21 protein-coding genes and 1 tRNA gene are annotated in these 20,192 nt (G+C 29.0%); 7 read left to right on the top strand and 15 right to left on the bottom strand.

Translation table 11 applies throughout. The features are described 5' to 3' along the window. Positions 1-40: 40 nt before the first annotated feature. Both recJ and CAMP5082_RS02810 read right to left on the bottom strand, forming a co-directional pair. Positions 41-1,612, bottom strand: coding sequence for a single-stranded-DNA-specific exonuclease RecJ (gene recJ, locus CAMP5082_RS02815; protein WP_337205854.1), 1,572 nt, complete (start codon positions 1,610-1,612; stop codon positions 41-43). Next, positions 1,602-3,239 carry a CTP synthase gene (locus CAMP5082_RS02810; RefSeq protein ID WP_087699096.1) on the bottom strand — a complete coding sequence of 546 codons (1,638 nt, stop codon included), beginning with the start codon at positions 3,237-3,239 and terminating at the stop codon, positions 1,602-1,604. The genes recJ and CAMP5082_RS02810 overlap by 11 nt, the downstream gene beginning before the upstream one ends. Positions 3,240-3,339: 100 nt before the next feature. Here CAMP5082_RS02810 and thyX point away from each other — a divergent pair, with 100 nt between their 5' ends. Then, positions 3,340-3,972, top strand: coding sequence for an FAD-dependent thymidylate synthase (thyX, locus tag CAMP5082_RS02805; protein ID WP_039617054.1), 633 nt, complete (start codon positions 3,340-3,342; stop codon positions 3,970-3,972). 13 nt (positions 3,973-3,985) lie between these two features. Here the strand turns inward: thyX and CAMP5082_RS02800 are convergent, their stop codons facing one another. The 8 genes from CAMP5082_RS02800 to dnaA all read right to left on the bottom strand — a co-directional run bounded on the left by CAMP5082_RS02800 (position 3,986) and on the right by dnaA (position 11,702). Further along, complete coding sequence (locus tag CAMP5082_RS02800; protein ID WP_039617052.1) at positions 3,986-4,195, bottom strand: alkylphosphonate utilization protein; 210 nt, start codon at positions 4,193-4,195, stop codon at positions 3,986-3,988. A 9-nt stretch (positions 4,196-4,204) separates the two neighbouring features. After that, positions 4,205-4,852 (bottom strand): porin family protein, encoded by a 648-nt coding sequence (locus CAMP5082_RS02795; RefSeq protein WP_263679300.1) that lies wholly within the window; start codon positions 4,850-4,852, stop codon positions 4,205-4,207. A 53-nt stretch (positions 4,853-4,905) separates the two neighbouring features. Beyond that, a complete protein-coding gene (queF, locus tag CAMP5082_RS02790) occupies positions 4,906-5,292 on the bottom strand; it encodes a preQ(1) synthase (protein ID WP_263682821.1) in 387 nt (128 codons plus the stop codon). Positions 5,293-5,473: 181 nt separating this feature from the next. Next, entirely contained in the window at positions 5,474-5,845 is a 372-nt protein-coding gene (locus tag CAMP5082_RS02785; protein ID WP_337205853.1) for a hypothetical protein, read from the bottom strand. After that, a complete protein-coding gene (locus CAMP5082_RS02780) occupies positions 5,842-6,837 on the bottom strand; it encodes an adenosine deaminase (protein ID WP_337205852.1) in 996 nt (331 codons plus the stop codon). Before CAMP5082_RS02780 ends, CAMP5082_RS02785 begins: the two co-directional genes overlap by 4 nt. 8 nt (positions 6,838-6,845) lie before the next feature. Then, positions 6,846-9,164, bottom strand: a complete 2,319-nt coding sequence (gene gyrB / locus CAMP5082_RS02775) for a DNA topoisomerase (ATP-hydrolyzing) subunit B (RefSeq protein WP_039627623.1) — start codon at positions 9,162-9,164, stop codon at positions 6,846-6,848. Positions 9,165-9,173: 9 nt separating this feature from the next. Then, a complete protein-coding gene (gene dnaN, locus CAMP5082_RS02770) occupies positions 9,174-10,241 on the bottom strand; it encodes a DNA polymerase III subunit beta (protein ID WP_337205851.1) in 1,068 nt (355 codons plus the stop codon). Positions 10,242-10,373: 132 nt separating this feature from the next. Beyond that, a complete protein-coding gene (gene dnaA / locus CAMP5082_RS02765) occupies positions 10,374-11,702 on the bottom strand; it encodes a chromosomal replication initiator protein DnaA (RefSeq protein WP_087684857.1) in 1,329 nt (442 codons plus the stop codon). A 122-nt stretch (positions 11,703-11,824) separates the two neighbouring features. Here dnaA and ruvC point away from each other — a divergent pair, with 122 nt between their 5' ends. Then, positions 11,825-12,301, top strand: a complete 477-nt coding sequence (ruvC, locus tag CAMP5082_RS02760) for a crossover junction endodeoxyribonuclease RuvC (RefSeq protein ID WP_039619511.1) — start codon at positions 11,825-11,827, stop codon at positions 12,299-12,301. Positions 12,302-12,303: 2 nt separating this feature from the next. Here the strand turns inward: ruvC and CAMP5082_RS02755 are convergent, their stop codons facing one another. Then, positions 12,304-12,936 (bottom strand): hypothetical protein, encoded by a 633-nt coding sequence (locus CAMP5082_RS02755; protein ID WP_263682817.1) that lies wholly within the window; start codon positions 12,934-12,936, stop codon positions 12,304-12,306. 120 nt (positions 12,937-13,056) lie between these two features. On the opposite strand from CAMP5082_RS02755, the gene CAMP5082_RS02750 reads away from it, so the two are divergent. Further along, on the top strand, positions 13,057-13,677 hold the full coding sequence (locus CAMP5082_RS02750; RefSeq protein WP_337205850.1) for a DUF305 domain-containing protein: 621 nt from the start codon (positions 13,057-13,059) through the stop codon (positions 13,675-13,677). Between the two features lie 25 nt (positions 13,678-13,702). Here CAMP5082_RS02750 and CAMP5082_RS02745 read toward each other — a convergent pair. From CAMP5082_RS02745 to CAMP5082_RS02735, 3 genes are all read right to left on the bottom strand, one after another. Further along, a tRNA-Val gene (locus CAMP5082_RS02745) sits at positions 13,703-13,778 on the bottom strand. A gap of 45 nt (positions 13,779-13,823) precedes the next feature. Then, positions 13,824-15,014, bottom strand: a complete 1,191-nt coding sequence (locus tag CAMP5082_RS02740) for a replication-associated recombination protein A (protein ID WP_337205849.1) — start codon at positions 15,012-15,014, stop codon at positions 13,824-13,826. Beyond that, positions 15,011-16,186 (bottom strand): DUF945 family protein, encoded by a 1,176-nt coding sequence (locus CAMP5082_RS02735; RefSeq protein WP_337205848.1) that lies wholly within the window; start codon positions 16,184-16,186, stop codon positions 15,011-15,013. The genes CAMP5082_RS02740 and CAMP5082_RS02735 overlap by 4 nt, the downstream gene beginning before the upstream one ends. A 131-nt stretch (positions 16,187-16,317) precedes the next feature. Between CAMP5082_RS02735 and glmM the strand changes: the two genes are divergently transcribed. From glmM to hemJ, 3 genes are read left to right on the top strand one after another with little or no spacing between them, the layout of a single operon-like run. Beyond that, positions 16,318-17,655 (top strand): phosphoglucosamine mutase, encoded by a 1,338-nt coding sequence (gene glmM / locus CAMP5082_RS02730; protein WP_039629248.1) that lies wholly within the window; start codon positions 16,318-16,320, stop codon positions 17,653-17,655. Continuing rightward, positions 17,648-18,103: a signal peptidase II gene (lspA, locus tag CAMP5082_RS02725; protein WP_337205847.1), complete on the top strand. Its 456-nt coding sequence runs from the start codon at positions 17,648-17,650 to the stop codon at positions 18,101-18,103. Before glmM ends, lspA begins: the two co-directional genes overlap by 8 nt. Beyond that, complete coding sequence (gene hemJ / locus CAMP5082_RS02720; RefSeq protein WP_337205846.1) at positions 18,097-18,546, top strand: protoporphyrinogen oxidase HemJ; 450 nt, start codon at positions 18,097-18,099, stop codon at positions 18,544-18,546. The genes lspA and hemJ overlap by 7 nt, the downstream gene beginning before the upstream one ends. Before the next feature lie 24 nt (positions 18,547-18,570). Here the strand turns inward: hemJ and CAMP5082_RS02715 are convergent, their stop codons facing one another. Then, positions 18,571-19,908, bottom strand: coding sequence for a coproporphyrinogen III oxidase family protein (locus CAMP5082_RS02715; protein ID WP_337205845.1), 1,338 nt, complete (start codon positions 19,906-19,908; stop codon positions 18,571-18,573). 74 nt (positions 19,909-19,982) lie between these two features. Between CAMP5082_RS02715 and CAMP5082_RS02710 the strand changes: the two genes are divergently transcribed. After that, a complete protein-coding gene (locus CAMP5082_RS02710; protein WP_039627274.1) occupies positions 19,983-20,174 on the top strand; it encodes a mini-MOMP protein in 192 nt (63 codons plus the stop codon). The last annotated feature ends 18 nt before the right edge of the window (positions 20,175-20,192 follow it).

Below are 20,192 nucleotides of genomic sequence, written 5' to 3'. Positions count from 1 at the left end.
ACTATAGCAAATTTATAAACTATATAGCTAAGTTAATGAATTATCTAAGAATTTCTTTTATAGTAAGTTGTGGGGTGATTAATCCTCTAAAATTATTTTTAGAAACACTAGCTATAAGATCAATGCTTTCTCCAAGTTCTGGCTCATAGTCAAAATTAAAAAATAAAGCTTCTAGAGTTTTATTTCCTTGAGTTAAAATAAGCTTCATATGATTTTCATCTTTACCTAGCTTTCTTTTATTTTTTACAAAAAGCTTATCAAATTTAAAATATGGCCTTGGATTTTTATGCCCAAAAGGCTCAAAAAATTCTAATATCTCTAAAAGTTCAAAATCAACTTCATTTGGATCAATACTACCCAAAACCTCATCAGTATTATAAAAATCATCTTTAGGGATATTTTGACAAATTTCATAAAGTCTACTTTTAAAAACACCAAATTTTTCAAGCTCTACTAAAACTCCAGCTGCACCTTTATGTCCACCATAGCTTAAAACAAATTCTTTAGCTTGTTCTATAACATTTAAAATATCTATCCTACCCACACTTCTAACGCTAGCTTTAGCCTTTTGCTCACATTCTGAAAAAACAAAGGCAGGTTTGTTAAAATGCTTTGCCAAACGACTTGCAACTATACCCAAAACACCTTCATGCCAATTTTGGCCATTGACAATAATCACAGGATCATTTTCATCAACTTGTTCTAAACACTGCTTAAAAAGCTCACGTTCTTCATCTTTACGGCTATTATTATAAGTAATGATTTGTTCTAAATAACCCATAACCTCATCAATATTTTTAGAATGTAAAAATTTATAAGAAATAATCGCATCATCCATTCTTCCTGCACTATTAATCAAAGGTGCGATTAAAAAGCTGATATTATCAAGTTCAAATTTATCCTTACCAAAATACTGCTTAATCGCTTTAAATGCCACACGCTTTGAATCATTAATACACTCTATACCTTTTCTAACTAAGGCTCTATTTAAATCTCTAAGCTCCATCATATCTGCGATAATTGCAATTGATAAAAGCTCTATAAATTTACACATATTGTAATTAATCTTACACACTTCTTTTATCGCAGCGACTAAATACCAAGCCACTTGAGCTCCACAAATTTCAATATCAGGAAAATCACAATCTTGTTGTTTAGGATTAATGATCGCATAAGCTTTTGGTAAAGTAGCTGGAGGCATATGATGATCAGTGATGATTAAATCAATTCCTTTTTGCAAACAAAGCTCTGCTGCATCAAAAGCTGCTATACCATTATCTACAGTGATGATTAAATCTACTCCATCAAGTTCATTGATGATTTCTTCATTTAGACCATATCCATCTTTAAAACGATTTGGAATTTTTACCACATAGTCATATCCGATATCATCAAAAAATTCAGATAAAATCACACAAGAAATCACCCCATCTACATCATAATCCCCAACAATAGCAAGCTTTTGATTTTTTTCAATCGCTTCTTTGATACGTAAAGCACCCTTATAGACATCTTTTAAACAAGATGGCATAGGTAAATCACAAAGCTTTACATGCGTATCGTTGATAAAACGCTGGTGTAAAATTTCTTTTATTTTGGCTTTATTTAGCATGATTTGTTAAAGATGCCTTGATAAAAGAAAAAATAGCTGGATTAACCCTAACTAAGCGTGAAGTAAATTCAGGGTGAAACTGCACTGCTAAGAAAAATGGATGATCTTTAAGCTCCACAGCCTCAACTAAACCTTCATTTTCCCCACTTATAATAAGCCCATTTTTCTCAAACATTTCTTTGTATTTTGGATTGGCTTCATAGCGGTGGCGGTGGCGTTCTTTTACGCTTTTTTGATTATCATAAACCTTACTTAAAAGTGTATTTGGCTTGATATGACACTCATAAGCCCCAAGACGCATAGTTCCACCAAGTGGAGTTTTACTTGTTCTAATTTGCTTTTCCCCACTTGCGTCAATAAATTCATCAATCAAAAAGATGATAGGATTTTTACAATTTGGATTAAACTCATGAGAATTTGCATCTTCAAGTTTTAAAACATTGCGTGCAAATTCCACTAAAGAAAGCTGCATACCCAAACAAATTCCTAAAAATGGAATTTTATTTTCTCTTGCATATTGTATGGCTTTGATTTTTCCTTCTACCCCACGATAACCAAAACCACCTGCTACTAAAATCCCACTTACATCTTTAAAACTTTCTTCGATATTTGCATTTTCTAATTTTTCACTATCGATCCATTTTAAATTTACTCTCGCATCAAGTGCTGCACCTGCATGGATAATGGCTTCTGTTAAACTTTTATAGCTTTCTTTTAAATCTACATATTTTCCTACAAAAGCAATGCTAAGTTCATTACTTGGAGCGATGACTCTTTTTACTAAAGAATCCCATTCATTCATATTTGGCTTTAAATTTTGAAGATCTAATAAACTTGCAATAGAGTTTAAAATATCTTGTTTTAAGAAATTTAGTGGAATTTGATAAATACTAGCTGCATCCACACTTTCTATAACACAATTTTTTTCAACTCCACATGAAATTGCGATTTTGTCTTTTAACTCTCTATCTAAAGATTTTTCACTTCTACAAATAATCATATCAGGGCTTATACCTATACGGCGTAATTCTCCCACACTATGTTGAGTTGGTTTTGTTTTAAGTTCTCCTGCTGCTTTGATAAATGGCACTAAAGTTAAGTGAATATTAATAGCATTATATTTACCTACTTCAAGCTTTAAAGCTCTAATGGCTTCTAAAAATGGTAAACCTTCTATATCTCCTACTGTGCCGCCTATTTCAACGATTAAAATATCTTTATCAACTCCAGCCTTTTTAATGCGATCTTTTATCTCATCAACTATATGAGGGATTACTTGTATAGTTTTTCCTAAGTAATCTCCTCTTCTTTCTTTTTCTATAACACTTTGATAAACTCTACCTGTTGTGAAGTTATTATCCTGAGATAAGCTCTCATTTAAAAATCTCTCATAATGTCCTAAGTCTAGATCTGTCTCAGCTCCATCATCTGTAACAAACACTTCTCCATGCTCTAAAGGACTCATCGTACCAGGATCTACATTGATATAAGGATCTGCTTTTAAAATACTTACTTTTAAACCTGAATTTTTTAAAATCGTAGCTATAGAAGCCGCTGCTATACCTTTTCCTAATGAGCTTAAAACACCACCGGTTACAAAAATATACTTAGTTTGTTTTAATTTCATAAAATAACCTTAATTTCTTTTTTTGAAATTATAACGAATAAAAAATTTTATTTTTATAAACATTTGTGTAAAATTCAATTATTTTTGAAGGAATTTTTCGATGAAAATCACATTATTAAACCATACTCCACTTTCTGTATGCTCTCATGCGACAAGAACATGTTGGCAAAGTTTTGACAAAGGCGATTGTGGTGGCGAAAAAGATAAAGAATTAATAGATCGTGTGGGAAATAAATTCAAACATGCTTCAACCTTAGAGCATTTAAACTATACTTTTTATATACAAGGTATTTCAAGAGCATGCTTACAAGAAGTTGCAAGACACCGCCATACTAGTCCTAGTGTAAAAAGCACAAGATATACTTTAAAAGAACTAAGAAATGAAAGTGAATTTAAAGAAAATGACTTTGAAAATGCTAAAAGATACTTGGTATTAACTGGAAATGAAGTAGTAGATAATGCAAGTATTAAAGCTTTAGAAAATTTGCGTTTGATTTTGCAAAATAGCATTAGTTTAGACATAGCAAAATACTGCTTACCAGAAAGCTATAAAACAGAATTAACTTTAACGATTAATGCAAGAAGTTTGCAAAATTTTATTACTCTAAGAAGCTCAAAATCAGCTCTTTGGGAGATAAGACAACTCGCAAATGCTTTATTTGAAAATTTGCCTGAGGAACATCAATTTATTTTTAAACATTGTGTTTATCAAGAAGAAAATTCCCAAGATTGATTGGGAATTTTTACTATATTTTTTTAAGAAATTCAGTTTTTAAAACAATCACACCAAATTTATCTACTTTAGCTTCAATTTCAGTGTCTTTGTTTGTAAGTTTAATATTTTTTATAGTCGTGCCACGCTTTAAAGTAGTGCTTGCACCTTTAACCTTTAAATCTTTCACAACACTTACACTATCACCTGCATTAAGCTCAGTTCCATTTGCATCTTTTGGCATATATTCTCCTTAAAATTTATAAGTATATCCTAGATATAAACCATAATTTGTTTGTTTAGGATCATAAAAGTTTGAACCTACCATATTTTGATAAAAATTTCTTGTATTGTAATGAGTTTGCTCAGCTTTAAAACCAAACTCAATTTCATTTGCTTGATTTAACTCATATAAAGCACCGATTTTTGCCCCATACGTATAACCATCAAAGTCTTGAGATAAAGATAAAAAGCTTGTTTTTAAAGTCATATCCGTTCTTGCATAACCACCATATACACCTAAAACTGCTCTTGTTTTTTCAAAAATTTTTGGAGTAAAATCATAACCAAGTAAAAACTTATGTGTGGTAAATTCTCCATCAATTTTTAATCTTGTAGTATTGATTACATCACTAAATTCACTTGAGTAATTATAAGCACCATAAAGTCTATGATTTTCACTAAAACGATAACCAACTCTTAAACCAAAAACAGGAACATCACCTTCTAAATCACCGTTATATTTAATATTTTTTGTTTTACTATGATCAAGATCAGATTTTACCTTAGTATGAAACCATCCCGCATCAATACCTAAAAGTAAACCTGAATTTTCATCTGCTAAAGCTAAATTTGAAACCAAAGCAACACTTGCAACTAAACTAAATAATTTTAATTTCATATTTTCCTCCTTTAAAATAAGACTTAATATATCCTTTTATTTTTAATAAAAATTTAATTTTGTGGCACTACTAAGTCAGATCTGCATTCAATCACAGTATGCACATTACCACGAGGGTTAAAATCACCTACTACTTTTATCCATTTTGGATCAAGTTTTTCTTTTAAAGTATTGTAAATTTCATTAATACTTGCTTCATGTGAAACATTTCTATACATAAAAGTATTGATATAAAGTTTGATTGCTTTAAGTTCTACTACTAATTTATTTGGAATGTATTCTAAGTAAATCGTAGCAAAATCAGGATACCCGCTACGTGGACAACAACACATAAATTCAGGCAAAGTAATTTTAATCACATAATCATTTTTAGCATCATTTGGCCAAACTTCCATATTTTCAACATCAAATTCTTTGATTTCTTTTTCACCATATCTCATACAATTTCTCCTATTTAAAATTAAAATTATACAAAAATTTCAAAAGCTTTTTGAATTTCAATTTCATAGTCTTTTTTGATTTCTAAAAAAGGTAAATTAAAATTTTCACATTGTGATTTTAAATACTGATGATTTGATATTAAAATATTTATATTTTCTTTTTCACTGGTTAAACGAGTTTCTATAATATTTTCTTTTGATATATTAATTTATAATTTTGTAGGATATATTCTTTTGAAAAAATAATATAAAATATCTTTATTAAAGAATTATTTTTAAATTTTTGAACTCTTTTAGGAGTAAGATAAATTCCCTCAATGATTAAATTTTGTTTATTTTCTATACAAGTTTGAATTATACCATCTACAATAGGAAATAAAAACTCAGCTATTTTTTCATCCTCATCTACTTTAAAAGGAAAATCTTTCATTCCTTTAATCAAACCCATTTTTAGATGATCTAAACTCAAATAAGGATAAGAAAATTTTTCAAGAAGTTTTTGAGCAAGCAAGGTCTTACCTGTATGACTTTCTCCGCTAATTAAAAAAATCATTCTTGAAAATTAAAAATTAGCTTTCTTAAATTTTCTTTTTCATTTTCTTGTAAAAAAGAAGCATTTACAGCATTAATACAAAGTTTTTTAACCTCATCTTTACTAAGCTTAAAAGTTTCATCTAAGGCTATAAAATTTTCTAAGATATATCCACCAAAATACGCAGGATCATCTGAATTTACACAAACACAAAGATTTTGTTTTAAAAGTTTTAAAATATTATGTTCTTGCATATTTTGAAAAACTTTTAATTTTATATTTGATAAAGGACACATTGTTAGTGGAATTTGACTTTTTGCTAATTGTTTTACAAGCTCTAAATCTTCTTCACATCTTACACCATGATCTATTCTACTTACACCAAGCTCTAAAGCTTGTTTGATATACTCACTACTTCCTTCTTCACCCGCATGCATAACTAACAAAAAACCTTCTTCTTTAGCTTTTTGAAATAAATTTTTAAATTTAAAAGGAGGATTATTGATTTCGGAACTATCAAGTCCTATGGCTTTGATTTTATCTTTATATAAACAAAGCTCATCTAAAGTTTTTAAACCCTCATCCTCACTTAAATGCCTTAAAATACAAGCGATTAAAAAACTTGAAATTCCAAATTCTTCTTTTGCTTTTTGTAAAGCTTGCCAAATACCTTCTATAACATCTTTTAAAGGTATATTTCTAGCAGTATGAGTTTGAGGATCGAAAAAAATTTCGGTATGAACTACATTTTGCTCTTTACATTTTTTCATATAAGCAAAGGTTAAATCATAAAAATCTTGCTTGGTTTGTAAGACATTTGCACCTTGATAATATATATCTAAAAAATCTTGCAAATTTGAAAAATCATAAGCTTTTTTTATCTCATCTTCACTTTTATATTTTAAAACAATGTTATTTCTTTTAGCTAATTCAAACATCATTTTAGGCTCTAATGAGCCTTCAATGTGTAAGTGTAATTCTACTTTTGGAATATTTTGTAAAAAAGTTTTCATTTTAAAAATCAAACATCCAAATGTTTAACATCTTTAGCATGAGCTTGTATGTACTCACGGCGTGGTTCTACATCATCACCCATGAAAAGGTTGAAAGTATCATTTGCTCTTTGAGCATCTTCTATGGTGATCTTTAACAAACGACGATTACTTGGATCCATAGTTGTTTCCCAAAGTTGTTCAGGATTCATCTCACCAAGACCTTTATAGCGTTGTATATAAGCACCTTTTTTAGCATTTTTTTCAACTTCATCTAAAATTTCTAAAATATCTTTATCAAATTTTAAATCTCTATCTTTGATTTTTTGATAAATATAATTTGCCTCTTCATATAAAGGATTAGCAAATAAATCATCATTAATGATAAGCTCTTCTAAACCATTTTCAGTTTGCACATAAACACGAATTTCATTTTCATTAATGTATGAATTTAAGATATTGTGACTTTGTTTTTCTAAAAATTCTTTTATAACTTTAAATAATTCTTCATTAGAAGCTTTTATCAAATCAGGATTTTCTATCAAATACCTAATCACTGAAATTACATTAAATCTTTTTTCTAATTCTTTTAAAACACTTCTATAAGCTGCAACGATTTTTAGAAAATCTTTTAAATCATTTAATCCTATACCCTCATAAGTAGAACTCTCTATACCTGTTTCGATCAAATAATCATTTAAAGCTTTTTCATCTTTTAGATAAATTTCTTTTTTCTGTCCTTTTTTATAGCGATATAAAGGTGGTTGAGCTAAATAAATATGTCCATTTGTTACAAGATCATTCATAAAGCGGAAGAAAAATGTCAAAAGCAAAGTTTGTATATGAGAACCATCCACATCAGCATCGGTCATGATGATGATTTTATGATATCTTAGTTTTTCTATATCAAACTCATCACCGATCCCACAACCAAAAGCTGTGATCATATTTTGAATTTGTTCGCTTTTTAAAATTTTATCTAGTCTTGCTTTTTCAACATTGAGTATTTTACCTCTTAAAGGTAAAATCGCTTGGAAAGTTCTTTCTCTACCTTGTTTTGCAGAACCTCCCGCACTATCACCCTCAACTAAGTAAATTTCACTTTCACTTGGATCTTTACTTTGACAATCAGCTAATTTTCCTGGTAAAGTTCCTACACTTGAACTTTCTTTTTTTCTTGTTAGCTCTCTAGCTTTTTTAGCTGCTTCTCTACCACGAGCTGCCATTAAGGCTTTATTCATGATAGCTTTTGCTTCGATAGGATTTTCTTCAAAATATTTTGTCAAATACTCAAAAGAAGCCTTAGAAACTATAGGTCTAACATAACTTGAACCTAATTTTCCTTTAGTTTGTCCTTCAAATTGTGGCTCAGGCACTTTTACACTTACAACTGCTATTAAACCTTCTCTTACATCATCACCTGTGATTTTAGAGTCTTTCTCTCTAGCACTAGCATTTGCTTCAATGTAATTACTTATAACACGAGTTAAGCCCATTCTAAAACCTGCTTCGTGCGTTCCACCATCTGGAGTTTTGATATTATTTACAAAAGAAAGTAAATTTTCACTGTAACTATCATTATAAAGCAATGCTACTTCAACATTTACATCTTCTTCATCTACATTGAAAAATATGGCTTTAGTTAAAGCTTGTTTTTTATTTAAATCTGTAACAAACTGGCTTATACCACCTTCAAAATGAAAACTTTCTGCTTTTCCTACGCGGTTATCTTTAAAATTTATAGTAATTTTTGGATTTAAATATGCAAGTTCACGAAATCTTTTAGCTAAAATTTCATAATCAAAATCAGTCACTTCAAAAATTTGATCATCTGGCCAAAATTCTATGATTGTTCCTGTTTTTTTACTTTTACCTATGGTTTCAAAATTGCTTGTGACTTTACCTTCTGAAAATTCTTGGCGATAGATTTCTCCATCTCTATGTACTGTAGCAACTAATTTTTTTGATAAAGCATTTACAACGCTCACACCAACCCCGTGTAAACCACCTGAAACTTTATAAGTATCTTTATCAAATTTTCCACCTGCATGAAGTACGGTTAAAACTACAGTTAAAGTAGGTATATTTTCAGTAGGATGAATTCCCACAGGAATTCCTCTACCATTATCACTTACTATACAAGAGCCTTCTGTAGTAATTTCTACATTAATCGTATCACAAAAACCTGCCATAGCTTCATCAATAGAATTATCCACTACTTCATAAATCATATGATGAAGACCGCCTATATTGGTATCACCTATATACATACCAGGGCGTTTTCTAACAGCTTCTAAGCCTTTTAAAACTTTAATATTTCCTGCGCCATAGTTTTGATTTTCTTGCATTTATTTTCCTTATAAAATAACTGGCATAATTACAGTTTGTAATTCTTCACTTGAAACTAAAAATGCCATATGAGGTTCATTTATGCTAAGTTTAAATGTTTCACTTTCAATAGAATTTAAAAAGTCAGTGAAGAATTTATTTTTTATACAAAGATTAAATTCTTCATCTATATTAAGTTCCATTTCAAGTTCAGTTTTTGCTTCCATATTATCTAAACTAATACCTTCAAATACAAGTTTATCTTTATGGAAATTTAATTTCATTTTTTCAGTAATTACATTGATTTTTTTTAATGCATCCATAAATTCTTCAGTTTTAAAAATAAATTCTTTTGTGATATTTTTTGGAATTACTCTTTCATAATCAGGGAATTTATCATTGATAAGTTTTGTAAAAAACTCAAAATTATCATTTTTTGCAATCAATATATTTTCATCATAATAAATTTCAATTTTTTCAAAAAAGATTTTTTGTATTTCTAAAATAGCTTTTTTAGGAATACAAAGATTAAATTCTTTTTCATTTGTTTTATTAAGTGTGAAAACTGCTAAGCGTTTTGTATCTGTTCCTACGAAGCTAATGTGAGTAGTTTTTATATCAAGTAAAGCACCATTTAAAGAATACTTTGGATTATTTGTATCAACCGCAGGTAGGATTTTTTTCAAAGATCTACTTAAATCACTTGAATCAATATCAAATTTATCTTTTCCTTCTGTGCTTGGGAAATTTGGAAAATCTTCATAATTAAACATAGGAAGTTTATATTTAGTTCCTTTTTGTCTAATAAAAAGGAAATTTTCTATGGTTTCTAAGACTACATCTTCATTATTTAAACTTTTTATAATATCTAAAATACTTTTAGCATTAGCAGTTGCAAAACCTGCACTTTCAACTTTGATTTTTTTGATTTTATAATTAATACCTATTTCATAATCACTTGCTCTTATGATTAATTTATCTTCAACCACTTCAAAAAGTAAGTGAGAAGCGATATTGCTTGAGTCTTTTTTATCTACATAAGAATTAGTTAAAACTATGGCAGATTCTAAAGTGTTTTTGTTAATGCTAATTTTCATTTTTACTTCCTTTATTTTTTAAATTTATTTTATCATAATAATAGGCAATGTGAAAATGTGAAATGCTTTTTAAAAGTCTTTTTTTATAGAAATTTTACTCGTAGAATAAAATTTTTTGTTTTTCACTTTTATTCACAGGGTGCTTTTTATTTTTGTCAAAATTTTATTTCTTAATTCTTCTACTATGGCTTTTAAGTTTTCATTTTCACTCATTAGTTCTTGAATTTTTTTAATATTATGTGAAATGGCGGTGTGATCTTTCATATTAAAAAATCTAGCAAGTTGAGGCATAGACATAGTCGTTAGCTCTCTTGCTAAAAATATCACAACCCTTCTTGCCATAACGATATTTTGTGTTTTTTTATTTGATTTTATATCATTAGGTTTAAGATTATAGCTTTTTGAAACATCAGCAAGTATATCTTCAACACTAATATTTTCTTTTGTTTCTTTAATGTGATCTTTCATAAAGCTTTTAACAATTTCTAAAGTGATTTCTTGGTTAAAAAGTCTTGCTTGAGCATTTAAATTTGTAATCATGCCTTCTATTTCTCGGATGTTATCTCCCATTGAAGTAGCGATGTAGCTTATGACTTCGGGTTTAAGATAAATAGCATTAAATTCGCATTTTTTCTTGATAATTGCGATTTTTGTATCAAGCTGAGGTGGAGTGATATCTGCGATGATCCCATTTGCAAAACGACTTTTTAAGCGTTCTGTTATGCCCTTTAGCATATTTGGAGGATTATCACTTGTCATGATGATTTGTCCAAATTTTTCTTTGATTTCATTAAAAGTAAAGAAAAATTCTTCTTGAATTTTGTCTGTTTTACCTAAAAACTGCACATCATCGATGAGTAAAACATCGCAATTTTTGTATTTTTCATGGAATTTACTCATGGTTTTGTTATTTAAATGCATGGTAAAATCATTGATAAAATTATCACTTGTAGCATAAATAACCTTATATCCATTATCCAAACACACATTTCCGACAGCTTGAAGCAAGTGAGTTTTTCCAAGTCCTGTAGGGCCATAGATAAAGATAGGGTTGTATAACTTTCCAAGTTTGCTTTTATCGGTTATGGCTTTGCAGGTTGCATAGGCAAATTGATTAGAATCTCCTACAACAAAACTTTCAAAAGTAAAAGAAGGGTTTAAAATAGTACTTTGAAATTTAATCTGTGAAATATCTGTAGAAAAATGTTTTTTCTCTACCTTTTGATCATTTGTGATGATTTTAACTTGAGGATTAATTCCTGTTTTTACTTCATAAAAATAAGCTAATTTTTGTGCGTATTTTGTTTGTATAAATTTAGCCAAAAAATGATTTGGTGCAATAAATACTAAGATATTATTTTTACTTAATTTTTCACTAAATTGTAAGTGAGAAATGTAAGTATTGTATTCGTTATTGCTAATTTCAGTTTTAAACTCAAGTAAAAAATCTTTTATATTCATTATTTTTCTTATAAATTATGATGTAAAACTTAAAATTCTAGCTTATTTTTTATAAAAAATGGTTAAAATTATTCACATAAAAATTTAAATTTCACATCTATGTGAATAAAAAGGTGAAAAGTTTGAAAGTTTTAGGGATAGATCCTGGTTCTAGGTATTGTGGATACGCTATTGTAGAAAGAATTAATAATAAAAATCAACTCATAGAAGCAGGGCTTATTAAAATCAAGCCTAATGATTTACAGTATCAAATCACAGAATTATGTGAAGGACTTGATTTAATCTTTAAAAATCATCAATTTGATGAGGTAGCTATAGAAGATATATTTTTTGCTTATAATCCAAAAACGGTTTTAAAACTAGCACAATTTCGTGGAGCTTTGAGTTTAAAAATCTTACAAACCCATGGAGAATTTGCAGAATACACACCTTTGCAAGTAAAAAAAACCGTAACAGGTAAAGCAAAAGCTACTAAAGAACAAGTAGCTTTTATGGTGAAAAGATTGCTTGGAATTTCAAAAGATATTAAGCCACTCGATATCACAGATGCTATCGCAGTGGCTTTGACGCATTTAGCAAATTTGAGAGTGAAAAAGTAATTTTATTTTCCATTTCCTATAAAATAAATTTCAACATCATGTAAAAGTTTTTCACATACTGCTGAATCAGTGCTTTTTTCTACTACTAGGTTGATGTGATTTTTGGTATCTCTAAAGCTACCTGCAGATTTTGAATTTTTTAATTCTAATTTTTGATTATCTTTTAAATATTTGATAGTGATTACAAACTTATGTGCAGCACTTGCTTCGCCTAGGTTAGTTTCTATTAAAACATTCATATTTGATGCTTTTGCTAGGGTTGCTTGGGTTTTATTAATCACTTCTTTCATTCTTCTATTGAGTTCTAAAATTCTTGAGATGAATTTATTATCTATACTTTCAAATGCTATTTTTAGTTTATTCATAATTTCTTGATTAGTTGGTTTATCAGGTGCTACATAAACCATATAAAGGCCGTTTTTAATATCTACTTTAGTGCTTTTTGTATCACGTCCACTACCAAAAATTTTAATATAAATGGCATTATCAAGATATACTCTATCTATCATAGGCCCATAAATTTCATATTCTCTTTTTCTTACGATTACTTCTCTTGCGGCTACTTGAATTTTTACTGAACAATCATGAATTATAGGTTCCATTTCTTTTTTTATCTCAAGTAGTTCTCTAAGCATTTTCCATCCTTGTGTATTTTTAAATAAATTATAACAAAAAAAAATTGAATTTTTTTGTTAATTTTAGTTTGTGATATTTTTATATATTTTTGATTTTAAATTAAAAGTTTAAGGAAAAAAATGAAAATAAAAACTATAGTTTCAAGTTTAGTTTTGGCAAGTGCTTTATTTGCTGCAAATTCTCATCATGCTCATCATGAAGCTTCTGGAAGTATTTCATCACAAATCATGATGAGTATGCATGAACCTATGATGAAAAATCCTTTAGTACAAAGCAATGACATAGAAAGAGATTTTTTAGCTAATATGATTCCACATCATCAAGGTGCTATTGATTCATCTAAGCTTTTATTAGAACATACTAAAAGTGAAGAGATGAAAAAAATCGCTCAAAATATCATCAAAGCTCAAGAAAAAGAAATTCAAGAATTTCAAGAAATTCTAGATAAAAATCTTTATACAAAAACTCAAATTGATGAAGAAACTTATAAAAAATTTGTCCAAGAAGAAAAAGAGTTAATGCAAAAAATGATGATTTTAATGAGTTCGGTTAAAGAAAGCAAAAACATCAATAAAGATTTTTTAGAAGCGATGATAGCACACCATCAAGGCGCTGTAGATGCTTCAAAACAAATTTTATTTTACTCTAAAGACAAAACTATCACTGATATAGCGAAAAAAATCATTTTAGATCAAGAAAAAGAAATCCAAGAATTTACGAATTTGTTAAAATATATGTAGTGAATTGATCAAAAGAAATAAAAAATGGTGGCTCCGATTGGACTTGAACCAACGACCACCACCATGTCAAGGTGGTGCTCTACCAACTGAGCTACGGAACCAAAAAATGAAAATTATATAAAAATATTTTTACATTGTGCTTAAAATCACTTTTTAACTTTTTTCATATCATTTAGCCATAAGTCTAGCTGTGCTTCAAAACCTATGCCTTTGCTATGATAAAATTTCAAATCTTTTTCTAGGTATCTTTGCTTAACCCATCCTCCAAAATCATGCGGATAAAGGTAGTTTTTTCTTTGAGTGTTGTTATTATCAAGATAAGGAAGTATTTTTAATGCAGGGTTGTTTTGCACATAATTTAGCGCTTCATTTATAGCAAGATAGCTTGAGTTTGACTTGGGCGAACTTGCTAAAAATACCACACACTGAGCTAAGATGATCCTAGCTTCAGGATAACCTATGTTTTTTACTGCTATGAGTGTGCTTGTGGCTAGATTAAGTGCTTGTGGGTTTGCATTTGAGATATCTTCACTTGCAAATATCACTAATCTTCTAGCGATGAAATCCGCACTTTCGCCCCCATCAATCAATCTCGCAAGATAATACAAACTCGCATCCACATCACTTCCTCTTAAGCTCTTTATCATAGAACTAGCTAGTCTATAGTGTGTGTCTTTACTTGAAGTGCCATCGCTTAAAACATTTGCTCTTAATTTTTTCAAAGTTTCAAGCGTGATATGAGTGCTATCTAAAGCCAAAGCAAATTCACATAAATTTAAAAAGCTTCTTGCATCATTTGCACTAGAAGTGATTAAAAAGTCTTTGGCATCATCATCGATTTTGCATTGGAGTTTTTCTTGCACCTTTGTGGCAAGTTTTTCTAAGTCTTTATACTCTAAACCTTTAAATTCAAAAAGCATACTTCTGCTTCTTATGCCTGAAGTTAAAGTAAAGTAAGGGTTTTCAGTGCTTGCACCTATGAAAAGGCATTTTTGATTTTCCAAAGGGATTAAAAGCATTTCTTGTTGGGTTTTTGAAAGCCTATGCACCTCATCGATAAATATCAAAGGTTTGTATAAAGAATTTTCATAATTACTTAGTATTTTTCTAAGCTCTTCAAGCTTAAAATTTCCTCCATCAAACTCATAAAAGTCTAGTTTATACTCATACGCTATAGTCCTTGCAAAAGAGGTTTTTCCACAACCTGCTGGACCAAAAAATACACTATGAGGGAGTTTTGAAACTTGTATGAATTTTTTAAAAATTTCTACTAAATTTTCTTGTCCTAAAACCTCATCTAAAGTTTTAGGACGAAAAGTTAAGCTTAAATTTGTCATTGTGGATTTATGGTAAGTCTTTCGCCATTAATGATAGTTGTAACATCACTTTTGTTAGAATCATCATAGATAAAATCAAGTACATAAGAGCCATTATTATCTACAAAATAAGTATCAAAATTTGCAAAATCAGGCCAAATTTGACTAGGAAGAATTTCTGTGTTTGCGTGAAATTGTGATTTTATATTATTTTCAGTGAAAATAGTTTGCCCATTTGCATCAAATTTTTTACCTTCTTTTTCAAAGCTTAGATTATTTAAGATGATTTGTGGGTTTGCTTTTAAAAACTGACTTGCTAAAAGCATCATAGAAAAAATATCAGTATTTGAGTTTTGCACTAAGCTATCATAAGCTTTTTTAGAAAGATTATTAAAATTCATATCTAAGTTAATGTTATTTAGCATAAAGTTTTCATTTACAAGGTTAAATTTAGCTAAATCTAGTTTTAAAACACTATCATAATCATTTTGAGCATTTTGAGCTGTTTTTGCAAAAATTTTTAATTTATCAAAGTCAAAAGCAATAGAACTTATAAAATTAGCACTATCAATGCTTATATTTTGCTCACTATTTCTACTAGGGCTAAAAATATCATTAAAACTTAATTTTTGTATAGGAAATTCAGAAATTTTGATATTTTTTGCTTCTAATTTTTCTTCATGAGATAGTTGTTCTAATAAAACATAACCTAGATTAAGTTCCATATTTTTTACAAATTCCTCAGAACCTGTAATTTTAAAAGATGTATTATTTAAAACTAAATTTGTATCATTGCGCGTAAAATTAATATCATTTATTTTTGCATTGATGTTAATGTCTCCACCTTTTGCACTAACTAAGATTTTAAAGATTTCTTCATTTGGGAAAATGCCTTTTAAGTCTTCATTTTCATTTAAAATAGAAACGATGGCATTGTTACTTGCAAAAAAATTATTAGAAAAATCCACATTCACTTTAAAACTATAAGGTAAGTCATTTAGTGTAGCTATAAAACTTCCTTTGGAATTTAAAAGTCCTTTGGTGTAGTTAGCATCTTCAACACTGTAATATGCTGTATCTTGGCTCATTTGAGCAAATATTTTTCCATTGATTGAGTTAATGTAAGAAGCTGAGGCAAAAAACCCTATAGCTAGTAAAACTACTACTACAACCCCTGCGATGATTTTTTTCATTCATTTTCCTTAAGTGAAATTTTAAAAATTATATATTTTTATTACTAACTAATGTTTATAAAATTCTCACATTTATACATTACTTAACTTTTTTTCTTATAATTGCACTATTTAAAATCAAAGGTAAAAAAATGAAACTTTTTGGAACAGATGGAGTACGCGGTAAAGCAGGGGAGTTTTTGGACTCGTTTTTAGCTATGCGTTTGGCTATGGCTGCTGGAATTTATTTTAAAGATAAAGCCCTTACAAATAATATCTTGGTAGGAAAAGACACAAGAAGAAGCGGTTATATGATAGAAAATGCTATCGTTTCAGGACTTACTTCTATAGGTTATAATGTTATAGAAATAGGTCCTATGCCAACACCTGCTATTGCGTTTTTAACTGAAGATATGCGTTGTGATGCAGGTATTATGATATCAGCTTCGCATAATCCTTACTATGATAATGGCATTAAATTTTTTGATGCACATGGAAATAAACTTGATGAGCAAGCAGAAGCAAAAATAGAAGAAATTTATTTTAATGATAAACTCATAGAAGAAGCAAGAACAACAAAATCACAAATTGGTCAAGCAAAAAGAATTGATGATGTGATAGGAAGATATATTGTTTCTATAAAAAATTCTTTTCCTAAAGAGCTGACTTTAAAGTCTTTACGCGTTGTTTTAGATGTGGCTCATGGAGCTTCTTATAAGGTAGCACCTACGGTTTTTAAAGAACTTGGTGCAGATGTGATTGTGATCAATGATAAGCCAAATGGTTTAAATATCAATGAAAATTGTGGAGCATTGCATCCTTTAAATTTAGCTTTGGAAGTAAAGAAATTTAGAGCAGATGTGGGCTTTGCTTTTGATGGGGATGCAGATCGTTTGGTTGTTGTGGATGAAAAAGGCGAAGTAGCTCATGGAGATAGTCTTTTAGGTGTTTTAGCTTTATTTTTGAAAAAACAAGGCAAGCTAAAATCAAGCGTGGTTAGCACTATAATGAGTAATGGTGCTTTAAAAGAGTTTTTAACTAAACATAAAATCACACATGAAACTTGCAATGTAGGTGATAAATACGTGCTTGAAAAACTCAAAGAATGTGGTGGAAATTTTGGCGGAGAGCAGAGTGGGCATATTATCTTTAGTGACTATGCAAAAACCGGAGATGGTTTGGTAGCTGCTTTACAATTTAGTGCTTTAATGCTTAGTGAAGCAAAAAGCGCAAGTGAAATTTTAAATCAAGTTAAGCCTTATCCACAACTTTTACATAATCTTAAAATTTCAGAGAAAAAAGACTTAAGCAAGCTTGCAGGCTTAGAAGAGTTGAAAAAAGACTTAGAGAAAAAAGGAATTGCTAGTTTGTTTAGGTATTCAGGCACAGAAAATTTAATACGCTTATTACTTGAAGCAAAAGACATTAAGCTTTTAGAAAAAGAAATGAAAGCTGTTGAAAGCTTTTTTATGAAAGCATTGAATGCTTAAAATCTTGCCTTTAAAATTTTGGCTTGTTTTTGCTTTGATTTTTATATTAGATCAAGCAAGCAAGTGTTTGTTTTTACAAGGGCTTGAGTATAAGGGTGAATTTTTTGATTTAGTTTTAACCTATAATACCGGTGTGGCCTTTTCAATGTTTGCATTTTTAGGAGAGTATTTAAAATACATACAGCTTGTTTTTATTTTGGCTTTGTTTGGGTATTTGCTTTATCAAAAAGACTTTTTTAAAACGCATTTGATTGCTTTTGCTATTATGTTATCTGCTGGGTGTTCTAATTTACTTGATCGCTTTGTGCATATAGGTGTAGTGGATTTTGTATTTTGGCATAAGTGGTTTGAATTTGCTGTGTTTAATTTAGCTGATGTGATGATTAACATTAGCGTAGCTTTGATTTTAATAAAAGAAATTTTTAATAAAAAAGGAGAAAAATGTTAGATTTTTTGAATGAATGGTATTTATGGATTAAAATGGTGCATTATTTGGCTTTTGTTTCATGGATGGCTGGAATGTTTTATTTGCCAAGACTTTTTGTTTATCACACAGAGCATAAAGACAATAAAGGCTTTGTGGAAGTGGTGAAAATTCAAGAAAGAAAATTGTATTTTTATATCCAAACTCCTGCTATGATAGCTACTGCAATCACTGGAAGTTTGATGATGATGGCTAATAAAGATGTGTTAATGGTAGGTGGATATATGCATGCTAAATTAACCTGTGCTTTACTTTTAATCATTTATCATTTGCAAAATTATTATTATTTAAAACAACTTCAAAATGATACTTGCCAAAAAAGTGGAAAATTCTTTAGAGCTTATAATGAAATTCCAACGATATTATTTATAATCATCGCTATTATGATGGTGGTAAGACCGTTTTAATAAAAAGCCTTTTTTTAAGGCTTTTTATCCTTTAAACTCCATACTTTTAAAATCAAGTGGATCAACATTTTCTTGCATGATATTAATGCGTTCTTTATCTTGTAAGCGTTTATCATCTCTAAATACAGCACGCACTAAATCCATGCCTGTGTAAAAGTCTTTCATCAATACCATAAACAAATAACGTCCAAATTCACTTGTATATAAAGTATTGTTTTCTTTTTTTATAGCTTTGCTTAGTTTAAGGCCTAAAAGCTCGATGAAAAGATCTTTTTCTAAATTACATTCTAAAGTTTTGTTAAATTTATCAATTTCGATTTTACCAGTAAACATTTCGGTTAAAAAGACATATTTGATGATTTCTTTTTTACCAAAATTAGCTTTAGCAATATTTGCATTTTGTTTTTCTTTGATGAGTTTAGAATAATCATTTAAATTAAAAGCATTGATTAAAAGTTCTCCATCTAAAAAGCTAAAAGCTCCACTTCCAACACCTAAATACTCATGATGGCTACTTACATACTCATCATTAAAGCTACTTTTTTCTAAAGAAAATGACCATGCATTATTTCTTTCATAATCTTTGAAAAAATCTACAATGATTTTATAAAACTCAAATTCATTATCTTTAAAACTTACTCCTAAAGTTTTTGCGATATTATCTTTGGTTAAATTGGATTTCATCAAAGGATAAGTTGTGATTTGTTGAGGTTTTAAACTCTTGGCTATTTCTAAATCATTGAGTAATTGCTCTTTGGTTTGAGAAGGAAAATTAAAAATCAAATCAAGACTCATAATAGGAAGCACGCCTATGGCTTTAGAGAGTTTTTCTTGAAGTTCTTTACTTGAACCAAATTTATGATATCTTGCTACTTTTTTTAAAGTATCATCATCAAAACTTTGTATACCGCAACTTAAACGATCTATAAGCCCTTTAAACATTTCTAATTTTTTCGGGTCAATATGGTTTGGATCGGTTTCACAAGAAATTTCTTTGATGTTAAATAATTTTTTGCAAAGTTCTAAAGTTTTAGCAAGCTCTTCTTCGTTGATTAAAGTAGTACCACCACCCACATACATAGAAGTAAAATCAAATCCTTTATCTTTGACTTGTTTGATTTCTTCTCTTAAACTTTCAAAATATCTTTTTGCTAAATCTTCATTGTAATAATACTTATGAAAACTACAATATGGGCAAAAAGTATGACAAAATGGTATGTGAGCATAAAGCATATAAGATTTTTTTGGATTAAATTTTTTTTCTTGTCCTTCTTTTAAAAGTTTCACATCAAAACCATTTTCTAAAGATTTTTGCATAGCTTTGTGTGAGTAAGAAAGAGCTAGGTTTTGTAAAAAATTCATATTTTTCCTAAATTTTCATTTTGTAGTTATTTAAAAAGACTATAATTGTATCATATTTTTACAAAGGCTTTATAATGAAAAAGATTTTTATAGCATTTTTTGTATTTTTACTAGGACTTATAAGTGTGTCAAATTCTGCGCCTTTAGATGAAATTTTCCAAGATGTTAATGTTTCAGGCAGTATGCGTTATCGTTTTGAGCATAATAGCCCAAAAGATAGAGGAAATAATAATTTTAATCAAAGAATTCAAATTCAAATGCATTAACAACTAAGCCTTAAAGAC

Origin of the sequence: Campylobacter sp. LMG 17559, from assembly GCF_024723605.1 — a bacterium.
Lineage (GTDB): Bacteria > Campylobacterota > Campylobacteria > Campylobacterales > Campylobacteraceae > Campylobacter_D.
This window is presented reverse-complemented; position numbering and strand designations above follow the sequence as displayed.